This window comes from Methylogaea oryzae, assembly GCF_019669985.1.
In the GTDB taxonomy this organism is placed as follows: Bacteria; Pseudomonadota; Gammaproteobacteria; order Methylococcales; family Methylococcaceae; genus Methylogaea; species Methylogaea oryzae.
In genome coordinates this window covers 3,099,146-3,115,548 of the sequence record NZ_AP019782.1, presented here as the reverse complement: position 1 = coordinate 3,115,548, position 16,403 = coordinate 3,099,146, and the positions used below count along the sequence as shown (strand labels likewise).

Sequence of the window (16,403 nt, the reverse complement as noted above, 5' to 3'; positions counted from 1 at the left end):
TTAATTTCCGCCTCTGCTGAAGAGGTTGCCGAACCATTGGCCCAATTTCCGGTGCCATGGAGTATTCGCGTTGTCGGTGCGGGGCTTCATGGGCCGTGCCAGAATGACTGAAATATTATCCTTGCCGCCGTTTTGTTTTGCCAGGGCGATGAGTTGGGCGACGCATCGCTCCAGATTGGCGCGGTAGGCCTGCAGGGTGCTGAGGATTTCCGTATCGGCCACCATGTCGGTCAGGCCGTCGGAGCAGAGCAGGTACAAATCGCCGGCTTGCACGGTGTCTTCCAGCAAATCGACGTTCACTTCCGCATCCAGTCCCAGGGCTCGGGTGATGGCGTTTTTCATGCCGGCCGCGACCACTTCTTCGTAGCTTTTGAAATAACCGTTGGCGATCAGCTCGTGAGCCAGGGAATGGTCGGTAGTGAGTTGCTTCAGCTCGCCGCCCCGCAGGCGGTAAAGGCGCGAATCGCCCACGTGGGCGGCGCTGATGCGGTCGTTGTGGAAGGCCGCCGCCACGATGGTGGTGCCCATGCCGTGGTAGGCCAGGTTGCCGGCGGCTGTGCGGTGGATGGCGACGTTGGCGTTTTCGATGGCTTGTCGCAGCAGTTCGGCGTCGCGGCCGTACTCGCCGTCGTTGCCCGGCTGGCCCGGCGCTTGTTGCCGCAGGGTGGTGGAGAGCTCGTGCAGGATGGAGCCCACCGCCATGGCGCCGGCCACTTCGCCGGCATTGTGGCCGCCCATGCCGTCCGCTAGCACCGCCAAGCCTATCTGCTCGTTTTTGCCGACGCTGTCTTCGTTGTTGGTGCGTACGCAGCCTACGTCCGTGCCCGTGGCGATTTTTACGCAGTTCCTCAAATTTTTCACTCGTTCGCTCCCTCTAGTGCCTGGCCGCATTGGCGCAGGGCGTTGGCCAGTTCGGCCCCGGTTTGATAGCGCTGGTCGGCGTCCTTATTGAGCGCGCGATCCACCAAATTTTTGAAGCAGGGCGGCAGCTGCGGTTTCACCGCCAGAATGTCGGGGTGGGGTTCGTTGGCGATCTTGAACATGAGAGTGGCCAGGGAATCGCCGCCGAAGGGCAGCTCGCCCGTCGTCAACTGGAAGAACATCACGCCCAGGGAGAACAGGTCGGAACGCCCGTCCACCCGTTTGCCGGATAGCTGTTCCGGCGACATGTAGGATGGCGTGCCCAGCACCGCGCCGGTTTTGGTTTTGCTGGAGTCGGTGATGCGGGCGATGCCGAAATCGGTGATCTTGATGGCGTCGCTGTCCGGATCGTACATCAGGTTGGCCGGTTTGATGTCGCGGTGCACGATGCCGTTGCCATGGGCGTAATCCAGCGCTTCCGCCGCTTGGGTCATCAGCTTGCACAGGGTGGGCAAGGGCAGCAGGTTGTCCTTTTTGGTGTAACGCGCCAAGTCGTGGCCCTTGAGAAATTCCATGGCGATATAGGCCAGGTCGTGTTCGTCGCCGGCATCGTAAATGGTGACGATATGGGGGTGGTTGAGGCGGCCGGCGGTTTCCGCTTCGCGGAAGAAGCGTTCCTTGACCTCCACCAGTTCGTCGGGCTCGAACTCTTGCGACAAGGCCATGGTCTTGATGGCCACCACGCGGTTGATCTTCGGGTCGCGGCCCAGGTAGACCATGCCCATGGCGCCCTTGCCCAGCTCTTTCTCCACCTGGTAGCGGCCCAGCATGGGCTTGGTGGCGCCATCGCCTTCCAGCATCATGGTGCCGCCCAGGCCGGCGTTGGTGCCGCCGCCGCTGCCCAGCATGACGGTTTCTTCCATCTGCTGGGAACGGGAAATGCGCTTTTGCAGGTCGCGGAAATTGGGGTTGTGCTCCGCCATGTACTGGTAGATGGCGCCCGCCTTGTTGAACTGGCGCTTGCGTTCGTAGTCCAGCGCCAAGTTATACAACGGGTCCATGATGGAGTCGTCCAGCGGGCACTTGCGGAACTTCTCGAAGGCCATGTCCAACTGGCCCTGGCCCTGGAACGCCAGGCCCAGCATGCGGTTGGTCTCGGCCGATTCGGCGTCGGCCTTTTCCTTGCCTTTTTCCGTGAGGAAGAAGCGCTTGGTGGTGAGCAAGGCGTGGCCGGCCAGCAACATGACGGTGGGGGCGACCAGTTCCACCCACAGGGATTGGCCCATGAGCAGGAAAATTTCGCCGCCCAGGGCCAAGGCCGCCAAGCCGACGGTGACGCCGGCGGCGGGGCCGGCCGCCAAGCGGGGCAGCAGCAGCGTCAAGTACAGGGCGAAAGCGGCGAACATGCCCAGTTTGGCGAAAGCGCCCCATTCCGGCTTGAGCAGGAAGTGCTCGTTGAGAATGCTGGCGACCGAGTGGGCCAACACCAGCACCGGCGCCATGGAGGCCGCCACCGGCGTGACCGATTGGGTGCCGACGCCGGCGGCGGTGGCGCCGATCAGCACGATCTTGTCCTTGTACTTGCCGGCGGGAATCTTGCCTTTCAGCACGTCGTAGAAAGAGTCCACGGAAAACGCCGGCTTGCCGTCCCGATCCCGGTAGAAGTAGGGGAACATGCGCAGGTTGGCGTCGGTGCCGATGTTGAGCTTGCCCAGGGCAATGCCTTCTCCCAGGCGCAGCTCGATGTCGCCGGGGCCGAGGTTGAGGCTACGGGCGGCGATCATCAGGGATTCGGAGGGAATGTACTGGCCGTAATGGTTCAATGCCAGCAACTCGTTGCGTTTGACGCCGTCCACGTCCAGGGCGTCGATGAGGTGGCCGATGGCGGTGGCCGGCTCGCCCAGCTCGGCGATGGGCGGGATGGCCGCCACGGTGGACAACGGCAGTTGTTCGGCTTGCGCGGCGCCGACGCGGTCCACGCTGCGGGTCAGCAGGTCGCGTTGCACATAGGGGGGCAGGGCGTTGTCGGGCTTGCCCACCGCCTCGCCCAGCACATAGGGCATGCCCAGCACGACGTTGCCGGCGGCGCGCAGCGACTCCGCCAGCTTCTTGTCGGTGTTGAGGGCGTCCTCGGCCTGGGTCAACAGTTGTGAGAAGCGGAAGGCCTCGTCCAGGGCTTTTTGCGGCAGGGCGGATTGGTCGTAAAAGCCGGCGAGGCGGGTCAGCAGGTCGCGGGCCGGCGCGTTGGCCGGCAAGGTCTGCAATTGCCCGCGTACTTCCTCCACCAAGCCGCGCAGGCCATCCACGTCCAGGGGCAGTTGCGTCAGCAGGGCCGATTGCTGGAAGGCGGCGCTCAACTCGCGGATGAAAGGCAGGCCGGCGTCTTGCTGGGGTTCCAGGAAAAAGACCGTGTGGCCGATGACCTTGGGCTTGCCTTCCGACAGCAGCTTGATCATCTCTGCATGGATTTCCCGCGACCAGGGCCAGCGGCCGATGTTGGCGATGCTCTGGTCGTCGATGGCGATGACCGCCACTTTGTCGCCGGGGCTGCGGTCGTTGCTGCGCATGGCGAAGTCGTAGGCGCTGCGCTCCATGGCGTGCATGAACTCGGCGCGGGAGCCGGCCAGGAAGGCGAACAGAATGACCAGCCCCAGAAACCAGTCGCTGCTCCAAAATCGTTTTTTCATGGCAATTCCGTGTGGTTGTAGCGGCGTTGCCGCTAGCGTGCCTTTGTTATGGCGTGGAATGTTAGCCGAATCGGCACCAAATTCGTACGCTATTAACCCATCATTAACCCATCGTCCGTCGTTCAGGCGGTTTTTTGGGGCGAAAGTCCCGATTCCGCCGACGCGTAGCCCCGGGTTTGTCCGGGTTGACAGGGCGCGCGCCTCCCGGCGATGCTGTTTCCCGTCGGCTTTCCGTATCAGCGAGGTGATGTATGAAAATCGTGCGACTTGTGGCGGTATGTCTGTTGGCTTCCCTGTCGAGCGCCTGTGTCTTGACCAAGGTCGCTTCGGTTCCCATGCGGTTGAGCGGCGCCGTGGTTTCCATCGTGCCGGGGGTCGGCAATGCCGCGCACGATGCGATTGATACCGCCGCCGACGGAGTGGACGATTTGCCGATTTGATCGCGGCTGGTGTTGGGCGGAACAAGGCTTGGGCGGCAGCCTAAGCCTTTTCAAGCGGGGCTTTGATTCGGGCGAGCGACGGGCCGGGTTCCGCTTCCCGCGTTACCGGGCCGTCGTTGCCGCGTCGCGGGTGTTTGCCCGCTTTTAGAAGGGCGCGAATCCCTTGACCGGGTCGTAAACGTAGTAGCTCATGCCCGAGGCATCGCAGGATGGAATGCCGACCACGGGAACGGCTTGGTTCTTCGACGAGTAACCCCAACTCAACGCGATGGCGCCGGCGGCGCCGCCTTTGCAGGCTTCCGCGTCGGTTGCGTCCCTGATCGTATTGAAAACCGACTGGTAGCGGTTGAACTCCTTATTCAAGACCGCTAATTCCAGCACCGTCTTTCCGGCGGGGTACAGGCCGTCCTCCGGCTGGGTATCGTACATCGCCGCCAAAAACACATATTGGTCGCTGAACCTGAAAACCTCGCAAGTCCCCATGCGTGCGATGTTATTGAGGCTTTCCGTCGGCTCGAAAATAACCGTTCCGTTGATGCGCACGCCCTTATCGCCGCTTTTAAACGCGCAGGATGCCTTTTTAGGCGGAATGGGGGAAGGAGCGAACTCCGGAACCGGCTCGGCCCGCGCCGAAGAGGCGCAAACCGCCAAAGCCAGAAATGTGTTTCTTATCGCCCGATTCGTCATGCGTTTCCTCCTGAGCTCCGCGGGAGCCCGAATGCGGTGGGGCAGGCCGCCAACGGCCGGTTTCGCGCCTTGGCGTTTTTTTACGATCCGGATAAAAGACGCGGCGTATCAATCCCCGTCATGATCCCGGTCGCGGTGATGGTGACGATGGTGGTGGTGTTGCGGGGCGTAATTGTAACGCGGATAAGTGTAGTAGGCCGACGCGCCGTAGTTGGGGTAGTAGCCATAGCCATAGGAACGATAAGGACGGTTGCCGTAGGGGTACGCGGCGTAAGGGCTATAGCTCACGCAGCCGGCGAGAAGAACGGATACCAGCAGCGTCACAATGCCGGAATGCATTTGACGGGCGATGGTACTCATACAAGGGCCTTTTTCGAGTGGAGACGCCCTAACTATAGGCGATTAGCGTGCCATTTTCCGCATGCCAAGCGGCGCGCGCGTCGCGGGCCGTCCGCCGGCCGTTTCCGCCGTGCACGCTGGTTGAAAAAAACCGCGGCGGGTGAAAATCACCCTTCCCCGGCCGGGCGCGGGGCGGTGTCGCGCACGGCTTCGAGGGACCGCCGGCAGCAGCCTGCTGCGGCGGTCCTCGCACCGCGACTTATTTTGTTTTGTGCGAATGTTGTTTCGCTTGTTTGCTGAGATTGTGGGCGTTTTCGGAAGCCTTATGCGCCTCGGCGGCGTGCTCCTTGGCTTCGGCGTGCTTGCTCTCCCGGTGAGCGGCGGCGGCCGCCTTGTGGTGCTCGGCCGCTTCCTCGTGCTTCTTCGCGGCTTCCTCATGGGTCTGCGCCGCTTTTTCGTGCGCTTCCACGGCTGCTTGCGCCATGGGCGCGACCAACCAGAACAGGGACATTGTCAAACCGAGTAAAAACTTCTTCATGGTTAAACTCCGTACGTTGGTTCGATTGTCGGCTCGGCCGAGCGGAACTCGGCCTAACCGTCGGCAATCATTGACGTTCAACCTTACAAGCGCATGAAGGCGTTGCGGCCGCAGCCGTTTCCGCAGGGGGCGCCTTAGGCTTCGCCGTTCCTGGCGCGTTGCGGCGCGGCGCGGCGCTCCAGCGTTACCGGCGCGGCGCCGTCGATGGCGTCGGCGTGCACGATGCAGCGCGTCACGTCGTCGTGGGAGGGCAGGTCGAACATGGTTCTCAACAACACCTGCTCCAGTATGCCGCGCAGGCCGCGGGCGCCGGTTTCCCGCTCCATGGCCTTGGCGGCGATGCGCTTCAGGGCGTCTTCGGTGAATTCCAGTTCGACGTTTTCGTAGCCGAACAACACCTGGTACTGCTTGGTCAAGGCGTTGCGCGGTTCGGTGAGGATGCTGACCAGGGCGGCTTCGTCCAGGGGTTCCAGCGGCGCAATGATGGGGAAGCGGCCGATGAATTCCGGGATCAGGCCGAAGCGGCGCAGGTCCTCCGGCTCGATTTCCCGCAGCAGGGTTTCCACATCGGCTTTGTCCGTCTCGGCCTGGGGCGCGGCGTGGAAGCCGATGCCGGCGCGGCCGGGCGTCAGGCGTTTCTGCACGTGTTTTTCCAATCCGGGAAAGGCGCCGCCGGCGATGAACAGGATGTTGCGGGTGTCCAGCACCACGTCGTCGCCGCCGCCGGAGCCGCTTTCGCGCTTGCGGCTTTTCGGCGAGATTTTTACCTGGGCGCCCTCCACCAGCCGCAACAGGGCCTGTTGCACGCCTTCGCCGGAAATGTCGCGGGCCAGGGTTTGCAGTTCCGGGCTGCGCGCCAGCTTGTCGATTTCGTCGATGTAGACGATGCCCCATTCGGCGCGGCCGACGTTGCCGTCCGCCACTTCCAACAGGCGCACGAGGATGTTCTCCACGTCGTCGCCCACGTAACCGGCCTGGGTCAGGGTGGTGGCGTCGGCCACCACGAAGGGCACGCCGACGATTTTCGCCAGGGTGGAGGCCAGCAGGGTTTTGCCGGTGCCGGTGGGGCCGATCAGGAGGATGTTGGACTTGCCCAGCTCCACTTCGCCGCGCAGGGGGCCGAAGGCGGTGTCGCCCGAATCGTGCTTGAGGCGCTTATAGTGGTTGTACACCGCCACGGCGAGGATTTCTTTGGCCAAGCCTTGGCCGATGGCGTAGGCGTCCAGCCGTTCCTTGATTTCCGCCGGTTTCGGCAGGGGACCGTGCAGCTCGTTCAGCGCCCGTTTGCGGCCCCAGTTGGTGACCACCTGGTTGGCCAGCAACACGCAGGCTTCGCAGATATAGCCTTCGGCGCCGGCGATAAGGGGTTTGTTGGCCGATTGGTCGACGCCGCAGAAGGAACAGTGGGGGTTGCCGTTGCTCATGGCGCGGTCTCCGGTTGCGGATCGGGTAGGCTGGCGAGCCATTGCTTTTGCCGGCTCTCCTTGAAACGCTGGTTGAGGTGGCGGCGGATGCCCGGCGTGGCGTCGCGCAGGGATACGGTTTGGGCGCGGCGTATCGCGCCGCACCGGACCAGATGGAAACCCATGGGGGATTCCACCGGCCCGCCGATTTCGTTTTCCTTGAGCTCGAACAGCACTTCATCCAGGGCTTGGTACAACTGTCCGCGGGTCACCGGGCCGACCCGTCCCCCTTGCAGCGCGGTGGGGCACTCGGAGTGGCGCTGGGCCAGTTCGGCGAAGCGGTGGGGCTTTTTCGCCAGTTGCAGGGCGATGGCCTGGATGCGCGCCAAGGCGGCGGGACGGGCGTTTTCGGCAAGCATGCCCGCTGTGTCGTCGATAGTGACCAGGATATGGAACGCTTCCCGCGTTTCGCCCACCTGAAAGCGGGGCAGGTGGGCGTGGTAGAAGATGCTGATGTCCACCTCCGAGGCGGTGGGTGCGTCGGCGGCGATTTTTTCCAGCACGCTGTCCACTTTGCACTGGCGGTACAGCGCCAGGCGCAAGCCGTCGCTGTCCAAACCGTTGCGCGCCAGGTCCTCGGCAAAGCCGTCTTGGCTGTCGTAGCGCTCGCGGATTTCCGCCAGCGCCCGGTCCAGTTGTTCGTCCGGCACCATCACCGCAGCGGCTTCCGGAGCGCGCAACACGCGATTTTCCAATTGCTGCTCGCGGCGAGCCTGTTCCAAGGCCTGGTTGCGCTGGGTGTCGTCCAAGGCATCGGGCGCTTTGCCGAACAGCGCCTGGGAGGCCCGCAGCAAGATGTAAGGCAGTTCCGGGCCGATGGTGTCAGGCTGCATGGCTGCTGTCCTCGACTCGATGGGGCGCCAGGGCGGACTCCGGGACTTGCAGCACCTTGGCGGGGAACATGACGTGGTATTGCACGTCCCCCGGCTCGCCGCGCAGCACCTTGATGATCTCGCCCACCGTCCCGACATCCACCAGCACTTTGCCCTTGATCGCCAGTTTGACGCGGCTTTGCACCTTGTCGCGAAATTCGAACCGGCTGGGAACCCAAGGGGCATCGCCGGGGATCAGCTCTTCCTCCCGACAGCCGACGATTTTGTCGATGTCGAGGAAGTGCACCGAATAGATGATCTGGTCCTGTAGGAAAGTGCCCACATTGACCACGTGGCCGATGCTGCCGCGCTTCACCAGCGGCGCACCCACATCCAGGCCGGGATAGGTGCCGTCGTTGCGCACATTGCGGATCACGCGAACTTCTGCGCCGTAATCGTATTGAGGTTTCATAAGGGGCCTGGGGTTGGGGGCAATGTTTAACTTAGGCTCCCTCTCCCGTTGGAGAGGAAGCCGGAGCTTTTGCGTTGTTGGGTTAGGCGTCGATCTTCGCGCCCTGGCCTCCGATCCCTAGCCCCTCCAAAGGCACGAAGGTGGTCTGCGGTTCGTGCATGTGGAACACCTTGAACACTTTTTCGGTCAGCGCGTTCGACTCCACGAAGTCCTGGTAAGCCCTTTGCAGCAGGGTTTTGTGCACTTCGCGGCTGGCGTCTTCCTCTTCCGGCATGGCGGTTTGGCCTTTTGCCAGGTAGTCGTGGAAGCGTTGCAGGATATGCAGCCGGTTGACGTGCACCACGGCCGGGTCGTAGGGCAGCTCGAAGTAGTTGAGAAAATCCTCGGCGGATTCCAATTCTTCCAGATCGTCTTGCAAACTCATGTCGTTACCTCATGATTGGGGTTTATCGTTCCCACGCAGAGCGTGGGAACGATGTGCCTGGGGTTACGTTTCGACGACGGTCAGTCCCCGCGACTGCCGTATCACTTGCAGCAGGGCGCCGGCGCCGAGGCGGTCGTGGTCGTCCAGTTGCGCCAGTTTTTCCAGCAGGGCTTCCCCTTCGTCGCCTTGACCCAGCCGCAGCCGCAGGTAGGCGGACGCTTTAAGGGCCAGCAGGTGGAAGCGCAGCAGGGTCATGGAGCGTTGCGCCGCCAGGCCGATATAGTCCCGGTCCAGCTCGCGCCAATCCCGCGGCAGGTCGAGGCGGGCGCCGCTCACCGCCAGGGCGGCTTCGGCAATGCGCCAGGCGTCGTCGAGGCGGTGCTGGTAGTAATAGAAACGGTACAGCGCCACCAATACCGCCAGGGATTCCGGCGCGGCGCGGTAGGCCTGTTGCAGCGGCCGTTCCGCGCCGCCGTCGCCGTAGTCCCGGGAGGCCTGCGCCAGCAGGGCGGTTACGGCCGGGTCCAGTCCTTCGTCGAAATAAAGGGCTTCGCCCTGGAAATCGAGCAGGTCCATTCAAGCCCCCGCCGCCTGTTTGCGCGGATACAGCGGCGTCGGCTCGCACACGCTTTCCGCTTCGCACTCGTCGCAATCGTGGCCTGGGCCGCGGGCCGCCAGGCGCTGTTCCAGCTCGTCCACCCGCTCCAACAGGCAGGCCAGGGCTTTGCCCACCGGATCGGGGATTTCGTGGTGGTCCAGGTCGATACCGTAAGGGTTCTGCAACTTCAGGCCCTTGCGCTGCACCACCCGGCCGGGAATCCCCACCACCGTGCAGCAGGGCGGTACGTCCTTGACCACCACCGAATTGGCGCCGACGCGCACGTTGTCCCCCAGCACGATGGGGCCGAGGATTTTGGCGCCGGCGCCGACCAAGACGTTGTTGCCCAGGGTGGGATGGCGCTTGGCCTTGTTCCAGGAGGTGCCGCCCAGGGTGACGCCGTGGTACAGCGTCACGTCGTCGCCAATTTCCGCCGTCTCGCCGATCACCACCCCGGCGCCGTGGTCGATGAACAAGCGCCGGCCGATGGTGGCGCCGGGGTGGATGTCCACATGGGTGAGAAAGCGGCCGGCGAACGCCAGCAAGCGCGCGGCAAAGCGCCAATTCGCCCGCCACAGCTTATGGCTTAGGCGATGCCACAGCAGGGCGTGGATGCCGGGGTAGGTGAGCAGGGTTTCCGCCAGGCCTCGGGCGGCCGGGTCCCGTTCGAACACGCAACCCACGTCTTCCCGCCATTGCCGCCATAGCCCGCCGAGCCCGCCGAGCCCGTTCATGGCGCCAGACTCCACGCGGTATGGCCGGGAACGGGCAGGGACGGCACGGTGTAGAACGGCGCGAAATCCGTTGCCTTGCCGTGAGCCTGGCGGCCCGCGCCGTTGTGGCTGGCGGTGGAATCGCTGACGGTTTTGGCCGGTTTGGACGGTTTACGTTGGCTCATGGTGCACCCCCTGTTGGGTTTGGGTCGTAAAAGCTGCCGGAATCGGGTCAGGCAGCGACGGCAAGCCGGTGTGAAGCAACCTCCTGTGGCCGTTCGCCGAGCACCGTCTCGGCTTGGGCTGGGCTGGACGAGTGTTGCGGCAGGGTGCGGTACAAGTCCGCCAGCTCCCTGTCGTCGGGCGAGCGGCGCTCGCGCACCGCGAATTGGCGCACTTCCGCCAGCAAGCGGTCGGCCTGGCGCTTTTCCAGGGCGATGCCCAGTTGCGCGTAAGCCTGGATCACCCCTTGGCGGCCGGAGTGCTTGCCCAGTACCAGGGTATGGCGGCGGCCCACCGCGGCGGGGTCCACCCCCTGGTAATTGGCCGGATCTTTCAGCAGGCCGTCCACGTGGATGCCGGCTTCGTGGCTGAAGACTCGCTTGCCCACCAGGCTTTTGCGCCAGCCCAGCGGTTCGCCGGAAGCGTTTTCCACCAGGGCCGACAGGGCCGGGAACTTCTTCAGGTCCACGCCGGTTTCGATGCGGTAGAGCTGGCGCAGGCCCAGCACCACTTCCTCCAGGGCGGCGTTGCCGGCCCGTTCGCCCAGGCCGTTGACGGTGGTGTTGAGGTGGGTCGCGCCGGCCAGGGCCGCCGCCAGGGTGTTGGCGGTGGCGAGGCCTAAGTCGTCGTGGGCGTGCATTTCGATTTCCACGTCCAGCCCGTCGCGCAGTCGGCTGATGGCGGCGTGCACGCCGAAGGGCTCCATGATGCCTACCGTGTCGGCATAGCGGATGCGCCGCGCACCGGCCGCCTGGGCGGTTTGCGCCGCTTGCAGCAGGAAGTCCGGATCGGCGCGGGAGGCGTCTTCGAACCCCACCCCCACTTGCAGGCCCAGGTCGCGGGCTTGCGCTACGCAGCGGCGGATGTTGGCCAGCACCCAGCGGCGATCTTTGCCCAGCTTGCGCTGGATTTGCTGGTCCGATGCCGGCACGGAAAGGTCCGCCATGGGAACCCCCAGGCCGGCGCACTGCTGGATGTCCTCGCTCTTCATGCGCGCCCACACCAAGAGCCGCGCCGGCAGCTTGAGGCTGGCCAGGATGCGGATGCTTTCCCGTTCTTCCGCCCCCATGGCCGGAATGCCCACCTCCAACTCCGGCACCCCCAGCTTGGCCAGCCGCGTGGCGATGTCGATCTTTTCCTCCAGGGAAAAAGCCACCCCGGCGGACTGCTCGCCGTCGCGCAGGGTGGTGTCGTCGATTACGACGGTTCGCATGGCATTCATGGCTTTTCCTCGTAGGGTGCGCATCGCGCACCGTGGGCGGTAGCGTTGCGCGGTGCGCAACTCTACATCGATCATGCGTATACCGGCGCGAACGCCTTCTCCGGGTCCGCCACCGGGCCGTTTTCGCCCCAGTAGGGCGAGAGCTTGCGCAATTGGGCGATCAGCGGCGGCACGGCGGCGATCACCCGGTCGATTTCTTCCGTGGTGTTGTAGCGCGACAGCGAAAAACGGATCGTGCCGTGCGCCGCCGTGTAGGGAATGTCCATGGCGCGCATGACGTGGGACGGCTCCAGCGATCCCGAGGTGCAGGCCGAGCCGGACGATGCCGCGATGCCCTGCTTGTTGAGCAGCATAAGGATCGCTTCGCCTTCCACGTACTCGAAAGCGATGTTGGCGGTGTTGGGCAGGCGGTTGTCCGGGTCGCCGGTGACGAAAGCGTGGGGCACCGCCGCCAGGATGCCTGCCTCCAGCCGGTCGCGCAGGGCTTTGACGTGGGTGTTCTCGTAGGTCATGTGCTGCATGGCTTGTTCGCAGGCCACGCCCAGGCCGACGATGGAGGCGGCGTTTTCCGTGCCGGCGCGGCGTCCCCGTTCCTGGTGGCCGCCGCGCAGCAAGGGCCGGAAGCGGCTGCCGCGCTTGAGGTACAGCACGCCGATGCCTTTCGGCGCGTGCAGCTTGTGCCCGGACAGGCTGAGCATGTCGATTTTGGTGGCTTTGAGGTCCATGGCCACCTTGCCCACCGCCTGTACCGCGTCGGTGTGGAATTGCACGCCGGCGGCGTTGGCCAGCTCGGCCATTTCCACCACCGGGAACAGGGTGCCGGTTTCGTTGTTGGCCCACATCACCGAGACGATGGCGACGTTGGGGGTCAGCAGGCTCCGGTATTCCTCCATATCCAGCCGGCCCTTGCCGTCCACCTTCAGGTAGTGGACGGTGTAGTCCTCTTTCTCCAGTTGCTTGCACAGGTTCAGCACCGCCGGGTGTTCCACCGTGGTGGTGATGATTTCCTTGCGGTTGGGATAGCACTTCAGCGCCGACAGGATGGCGGTGTTGTCCGATTCCGTGCCGCAGGCGGTGAAGATGATTTCCGAATCGTGCTGTGCGCCCAGCAGCGCCTGGATTTGCCGGCGCGCCTTGGCGATGCCCTTGGCCACGCCGTCGGCGTAGCGGTGGATGGAAGACGGGTTGCCGAACTGCTCGGTGAAATAGGGCAGCATGGCGTCCACGACGGCCAGGTCGCAGGCGGTGGTGGCATTGTTGTCGAGATAGATGTCGGCCATGGCTGGCGCTCCTGTGAATTGTTCGGTTGGCAACGACTGCTTCAGTGGCGTTTTTCTGGTTCCCTCTCCCCGAGGGAGAGGGGTAGGGTGAGGGATAGTCCGAAGGCCTTGGCTTTTGCCCCCCTCATCCCAACCTTCTCCCTGAGGGAGAAGGAGCCGAAATGTCCTCAGTGGCCGCCTGCAGCGTGCGCCGGGGCGGCTTGGGCCATTTGGCCGGCCGGCACCACGCGGATGAATTCGCCCAAATCCTCCATCAGGCGCTGTTGGATGCCGCTCACCGTCATGGACGCCATCTGGCAGCCGGAGCAGGCGCCGGTCATGTTGACGTAGACGGTGTTGCCGTCCACTTCCACCACTTCCACGTCGCCGCCGTCGCGGCGCAGGGTCGGTCGGATCGATTCGATCACCTGCTCGATGCGGCGCATGCGCTGGAAGTTGGTCAACTTGCCGGGCGCCTGGGCGGCCAGGGGCAGCGGTTCCGGCTCCGGCGCCAGCATCGGCGCCGCGTCCGGGTCGTAGGTTTCGCCCCGTTCCGCCAGCACCCGGGCCAGCACTTCCTCGATGCCTTCGTGGCAAGCGGCGCAGCCGCCGCCGGCCTTGGTGTAGTTGGTCACTTCCTGCAAAGTGCGCAGGTTGTTGGTCCGGATGGTGTCTTCGATGAGTTTTTCGTCCACGGCGAAGCATTTGCAGATCAAGGCGCCTTCTTCGTGGTCGTCCTTCCACTCTTCGCCCCGGTAGTTGGCGATGGCGGCCTGCAAGGCTTCGCGGCCCATGACCGAGCAGTGCATTTTTTCCGGCGGCAACCCGCCCAGGTATTCGGCGATGTCCTGGTTGGTGACCTTGAGCGCTTCGTCCACCGTTTTGCCCTTGATGATCTCGGTAAGCGCCGAGGAAGAGGCGATGGCCGAGCCGCAGCCGAAGGTCTGGAAGCCGGCGTCTTCGATGATGTCGGTGTCCGGGTTCACCTTGAGGCTCAGGCGCAGGGCGTCGCCGCAGCTGATGGAGCCCACATCGCCCACGGCGTTGGCTTCCGCCACCGCACCCGCGTTGCGTGGGTTGTAGAAATGCTCTTTGACGGTTTCGGAATAGTCCCACATGGTTGTGCCCTCGAATTGAAAAGTTGGCATTGGCCCGTAACGGTGGCCTGCTCCCCTCTACCCCGGCAGGGAGAGGGGCTTATTCCGCCTCATGCCGAAAAGGATTTGCCGCAGGAGCAGTTGTTCTTGGCGTTAGGGTTGGTGAACTTGAAGCCGGAGCCTTCCAGGCTGTCGACGAAATCCACCACCATGCCTTCCACCATGGGCAGGCTGGCCGGATCGACGATGACCTTGACGCCGCCGCTGTCGATGACGGTGTCTTCGGGAGCGGCGGCGGCTTCCAGCTTGATGCCGTATTGGAAGCCGGAACAGCCGCCGCCGGTGACGCTGATGCGCAAGCCTTCCACGGGAGAGGCGGCGCCGGCGACGAAACGGCTGACGGCTTTTACGGCGCTGTCGGTGAGAGTCAACATAACGGTCTCCTGGTTGGATGGCACTGTTCTTGTTAACCCCTAACGCAACCGCCGTGCCATCTTCGCCATGTTGGCAAGTTATTGAATTCAATCGGCTTTACGGATGAGCGGCAGCGGGTGGCCGAGGCCAGGTCGCAACAAAAGCGGCGGGCTTGTAGGGTTTGCGACAACCAAGGGGAGACAAAGCGATGTTGACGGTGGAAGATTTGCAAGAAGGCGACGTGGTGTACGCCCGCGCGGACCTCTATAACGACGGCGGCATCGCCGAATTGGAAGAGGGCGCCTTGCTGGCGCCGGCCGGCGCGCGGGGCGTTATCGTGCGCAAGGGGCATCTGGAGGAGGAACCCGGACGCAGCGTATTCCTGGTGCGCTTCGAGGACGGCGCGCGAGAGCTGGGGCCGCCCCTGGGCTGCTGGGCGGAGGAACTGCGGGCCGACGCCGCGGTCGTGCAATGAGCGCCGTATTCGCGCGCCTGGGGGCGGGGCGGGCCGAAGCGGCGTCGCCATCCTTTTTCGGAGAGCCGATGAACGAAGACATGAGCGCCGCCGCGCAGGCGGTGCGCGACTACCACCGGCGCAGCAAGCATCATCTGGACCGCTACGCCGCCGGGCCGGGCTTCATGGATTGGGACACCCAGCCGGAGCCGTTCCGGAGCTGGGAAGGCGCCGAGCAAACGCCGTTGCCCTTGAGCGGGGACGGCGTGGCGACCCCCTATGCCGACTTGTTCCGCCCCGCCGCCGTGGCCGCCGCGCCCTTGGACCTGGACGGCCTGGGCGCGTTGCTGCAACTGTCTTTCGGCTTGTCCGCCTGGAAGCAGTCCGGCACGGACCGCTGGGCGCTGCGCTGCAATCCGTCCAGCGGCAATCTGCATCCGACCGAGGTTTACCTGGCGGCGGCAGGGGTGCCGCGATTGGCCGACGGCGTTTACCACTACAACAGCTACGGCCATGTCTTGGAGCGGCGCTGCGCGGCAAGCCTGTCGGGATCGGGCGTGCTGCTGGGATTGTCGTCGGTCCATTGGCGGGAAGCGTGGAAATACGGCGAGCGCGCCTTCCGTTATTGCCAGCACGACGTGGGCCATGCCCTGGCGGCCTTGCGCTACGCGGCGGCGGCCCTGGGCTGGCGCGTGCGTTTGCTGGACCACTGGAGCGACGACGAGATCGCCGCGCTGCTGGGATTGGACCGCGACGAGGATTTCGCCGGCGCGGAAAAAGAATTCCCCGATTTGCTCTGCGGCATCGAGCCCGGCGAGGCTTCCGGTTTCGAAACGGCCCCCGCCGCTTGGGTGGAGGCGGTGCGCGCCGGTCGCTGGCAGGGGCGGGCCAATCGCCTCAGCTCGCGCCACAGCCACCACTGGCCGGCCATCGACGTGGTCGCCCTGGCCGCCGCCAAGCCGCGCACGCCGCTGCAGCCGCGCCGCACGCCCGCCAATCAGCCGCTGTTGCCGATTTCCTGCGAGGAGCGCGCGGCGGACATCATCCGGCAGCGCCGCAGCGCCCAGTCTTTCGACGGCGTCACCTCCATCACCGCCAAGTCCTTGTTCCGCCTGTTGGATGCCGCGTTGCCGCGCGCCAAGGCGCCGCCGTTCGATTGCTGGCCTTGGACGCCCCGGCTGCACTTGGTTTTGTTCGTGCATCGGGTGGTCGGCTTGGCGCCGGGGCTGTACGTGTCGTGCCGCACCGCCGGCGCGGTGAGCCTGTTGCGGCATGCGTTCAAGCCCGGGCTGGAATGGGCGCCCGTGGAGGAAGCGCCGGCTCGGTTGCGCTTGTACCGGTTGGCGCGGGCCGATGCGCGCAAGGCGGCGCGTACGTTGTCCTGCCATCAGGACATCGCCGCCGACAGCGCCTTCAGCCTAGGCATGCTGGCCGAGTTCGACGCCGCCCTGGACGAGGGGCCGTGGGCCTATCGCCGGCTGTTTTGGGAAAGCGGCCTGATCGGCCAGGCGCTGTATCTGGAGGCCGAAGCGGCCGGCGTGCGCGGCACCGGCATCGGCTGCTTTTTCGACGACGCGCTGCACGAAACCCTGGGTATCGCCGGCACGGCGCTGCAAAGCCTCTACCACTTCACCGTGGGCGCGCCGCTGATCGACGAACGCTTGCGGACTCGGCCGCCTTACGAGCACCTGCAGCGGTAGC

The 16,403-nt window shown here is 64.7% G+C and carries 19 protein-coding genes; 3 read left to right on the top strand and 16 right to left on the bottom strand.

The window, feature by feature from the left end:
- Both K5607_RS13745 and K5607_RS13740 read right to left on the bottom strand, forming a co-directional pair.
- Positions 1-861 carry a Stp1/IreP family PP2C-type Ser/Thr phosphatase gene (locus K5607_RS13745; protein WP_054774654.1) on the bottom strand — a complete coding sequence of 287 codons (861 nt, stop codon included), beginning with the start codon at positions 859-861 and terminating at the stop codon, positions 1-3.
- Positions 858-3,548, bottom strand: a complete 2,691-nt coding sequence (locus K5607_RS13740) for a CHASE2 domain-containing serine/threonine-protein kinase (RefSeq protein ID WP_221047353.1) — start codon at positions 3,546-3,548, stop codon at positions 858-860. The genes K5607_RS13745 and K5607_RS13740 overlap by 4 nt, the downstream gene beginning before the upstream one ends.
- A 251-nt stretch (positions 3,549-3,799) precedes the next feature.
- On the opposite strand from K5607_RS13740, the gene K5607_RS13735 reads away from it, so the two are divergent.
- On the top strand, positions 3,800-3,988 hold the full coding sequence (locus K5607_RS13735; RefSeq protein ID WP_173586098.1) for a DUF6726 family protein: 189 nt from the start codon (positions 3,800-3,802) through the stop codon (positions 3,986-3,988).
- Positions 3,989-4,132: 144 nt separating this feature from the next.
- On the opposite strand, the gene K5607_RS13730 is transcribed toward K5607_RS13735, so the two are convergent.
- The 14 genes from K5607_RS13730 to K5607_RS13665 form a co-directional block, all read right to left on the bottom strand.
- Positions 4,133-4,531: a hypothetical protein gene (locus K5607_RS13730; protein WP_156302915.1), complete on the bottom strand. Its 399-nt coding sequence runs from the start codon at positions 4,529-4,531 to the stop codon at positions 4,133-4,135.
- Between the two features lie 252 nt (positions 4,532-4,783).
- Positions 4,784-5,035, bottom strand: a complete 252-nt coding sequence (locus K5607_RS13725; RefSeq protein ID WP_054774717.1) for a hypothetical protein — start codon at positions 5,033-5,035, stop codon at positions 4,784-4,786.
- Between the two features lie 238 nt (positions 5,036-5,273).
- Positions 5,274-5,552 (bottom strand): hypothetical protein, encoded by a 279-nt coding sequence (locus tag K5607_RS13720; protein WP_176569428.1) that lies wholly within the window; start codon positions 5,550-5,552, stop codon positions 5,274-5,276.
- Between the two features lie 134 nt (positions 5,553-5,686).
- Entirely contained in the window at positions 5,687-6,976 is a 1,290-nt protein-coding gene (gene clpX, locus K5607_RS13715; protein ID WP_221047352.1) for an ATP-dependent Clp protease ATP-binding subunit ClpX, read from the bottom strand.
- Positions 6,973-7,848: a nitrogen fixation protein NifM gene (gene nifM, locus K5607_RS13710; RefSeq protein ID WP_054773739.1), complete on the bottom strand. Its 876-nt coding sequence runs from the start codon at positions 7,846-7,848 to the stop codon at positions 6,973-6,975. The genes clpX and nifM overlap by 4 nt, the downstream gene beginning before the upstream one ends.
- Positions 7,838-8,299, bottom strand: a complete 462-nt coding sequence (locus tag K5607_RS13705) for a nitrogen fixation protein NifZ (RefSeq protein ID WP_054773740.1) — start codon at positions 8,297-8,299, stop codon at positions 7,838-7,840. The genes nifM and K5607_RS13705 overlap by 11 nt, the downstream gene beginning before the upstream one ends.
- A gap of 82 nt (positions 8,300-8,381) precedes the next feature.
- Positions 8,382-8,723, bottom strand: a complete 342-nt coding sequence (nifW, locus tag K5607_RS13700) for a nitrogenase-stabilizing/protective protein NifW (RefSeq protein WP_054773741.1) — start codon at positions 8,721-8,723, stop codon at positions 8,382-8,384.
- Between the two features lie 63 nt (positions 8,724-8,786).
- Positions 8,787-9,299, bottom strand: a complete 513-nt coding sequence (locus K5607_RS13695) for a hypothetical protein (RefSeq protein WP_054773742.1) — start codon at positions 9,297-9,299, stop codon at positions 8,787-8,789.
- Positions 9,300-10,055 (bottom strand): serine O-acetyltransferase, encoded by a 756-nt coding sequence (gene cysE / locus K5607_RS13690; RefSeq protein ID WP_221047351.1) that lies wholly within the window; start codon positions 10,053-10,055, stop codon positions 9,300-9,302.
- Complete coding sequence (locus tag K5607_RS13685) at positions 10,052-10,219, bottom strand: hypothetical protein (protein WP_156302503.1); 168 nt, start codon at positions 10,217-10,219, stop codon at positions 10,052-10,054. The genes cysE and K5607_RS13685 overlap by 4 nt, the downstream gene beginning before the upstream one ends.
- 47 nt (positions 10,220-10,266) lie before the next feature.
- Complete coding sequence (nifV, locus tag K5607_RS13680) at positions 10,267-11,478, bottom strand: homocitrate synthase (RefSeq protein ID WP_221047350.1); 1,212 nt, start codon at positions 11,476-11,478, stop codon at positions 10,267-10,269.
- A gap of 71 nt (positions 11,479-11,549) precedes the next feature.
- Positions 11,550-12,758, bottom strand: a complete 1,209-nt coding sequence (gene nifS / locus K5607_RS13675) for a cysteine desulfurase NifS (RefSeq protein ID WP_221047349.1) — start codon at positions 12,756-12,758, stop codon at positions 11,550-11,552.
- A gap of 167 nt (positions 12,759-12,925) precedes the next feature.
- Positions 12,926-13,855, bottom strand: coding sequence for a Fe-S cluster assembly protein NifU (nifU, locus tag K5607_RS13670; RefSeq protein WP_221047348.1), 930 nt, complete (start codon positions 13,853-13,855; stop codon positions 12,926-12,928).
- A gap of 89 nt (positions 13,856-13,944) precedes the next feature.
- The gene (locus K5607_RS13665; protein WP_221047347.1) at positions 13,945-14,268 is read right to left on the bottom strand and encodes a HesB/IscA family protein; all 324 of its coding nucleotides are present in this window, start codon (positions 14,266-14,268) and stop codon (positions 13,945-13,947) included.
- A gap of 188 nt (positions 14,269-14,456) precedes the next feature.
- Here K5607_RS13665 and K5607_RS13660 point away from each other — a divergent pair, with 188 nt between their 5' ends.
- Together K5607_RS13660 and K5607_RS13655 are read left to right on the top strand one after the other, a co-directional pair.
- Positions 14,457-14,723: a nitrogen fixation protein NifZ gene (locus tag K5607_RS13660; RefSeq protein ID WP_343222918.1), complete on the top strand. Its 267-nt coding sequence runs from the start codon at positions 14,457-14,459 to the stop codon at positions 14,721-14,723.
- Positions 14,720-16,402, top strand: coding sequence for a SagB/ThcOx family dehydrogenase (locus K5607_RS13655; RefSeq protein ID WP_343222917.1), 1,683 nt, complete (start codon positions 14,720-14,722; stop codon positions 16,400-16,402). The genes K5607_RS13660 and K5607_RS13655 overlap by 4 nt, the downstream gene beginning before the upstream one ends.
- Position 16,403 lies beyond the last annotated feature (1 nt).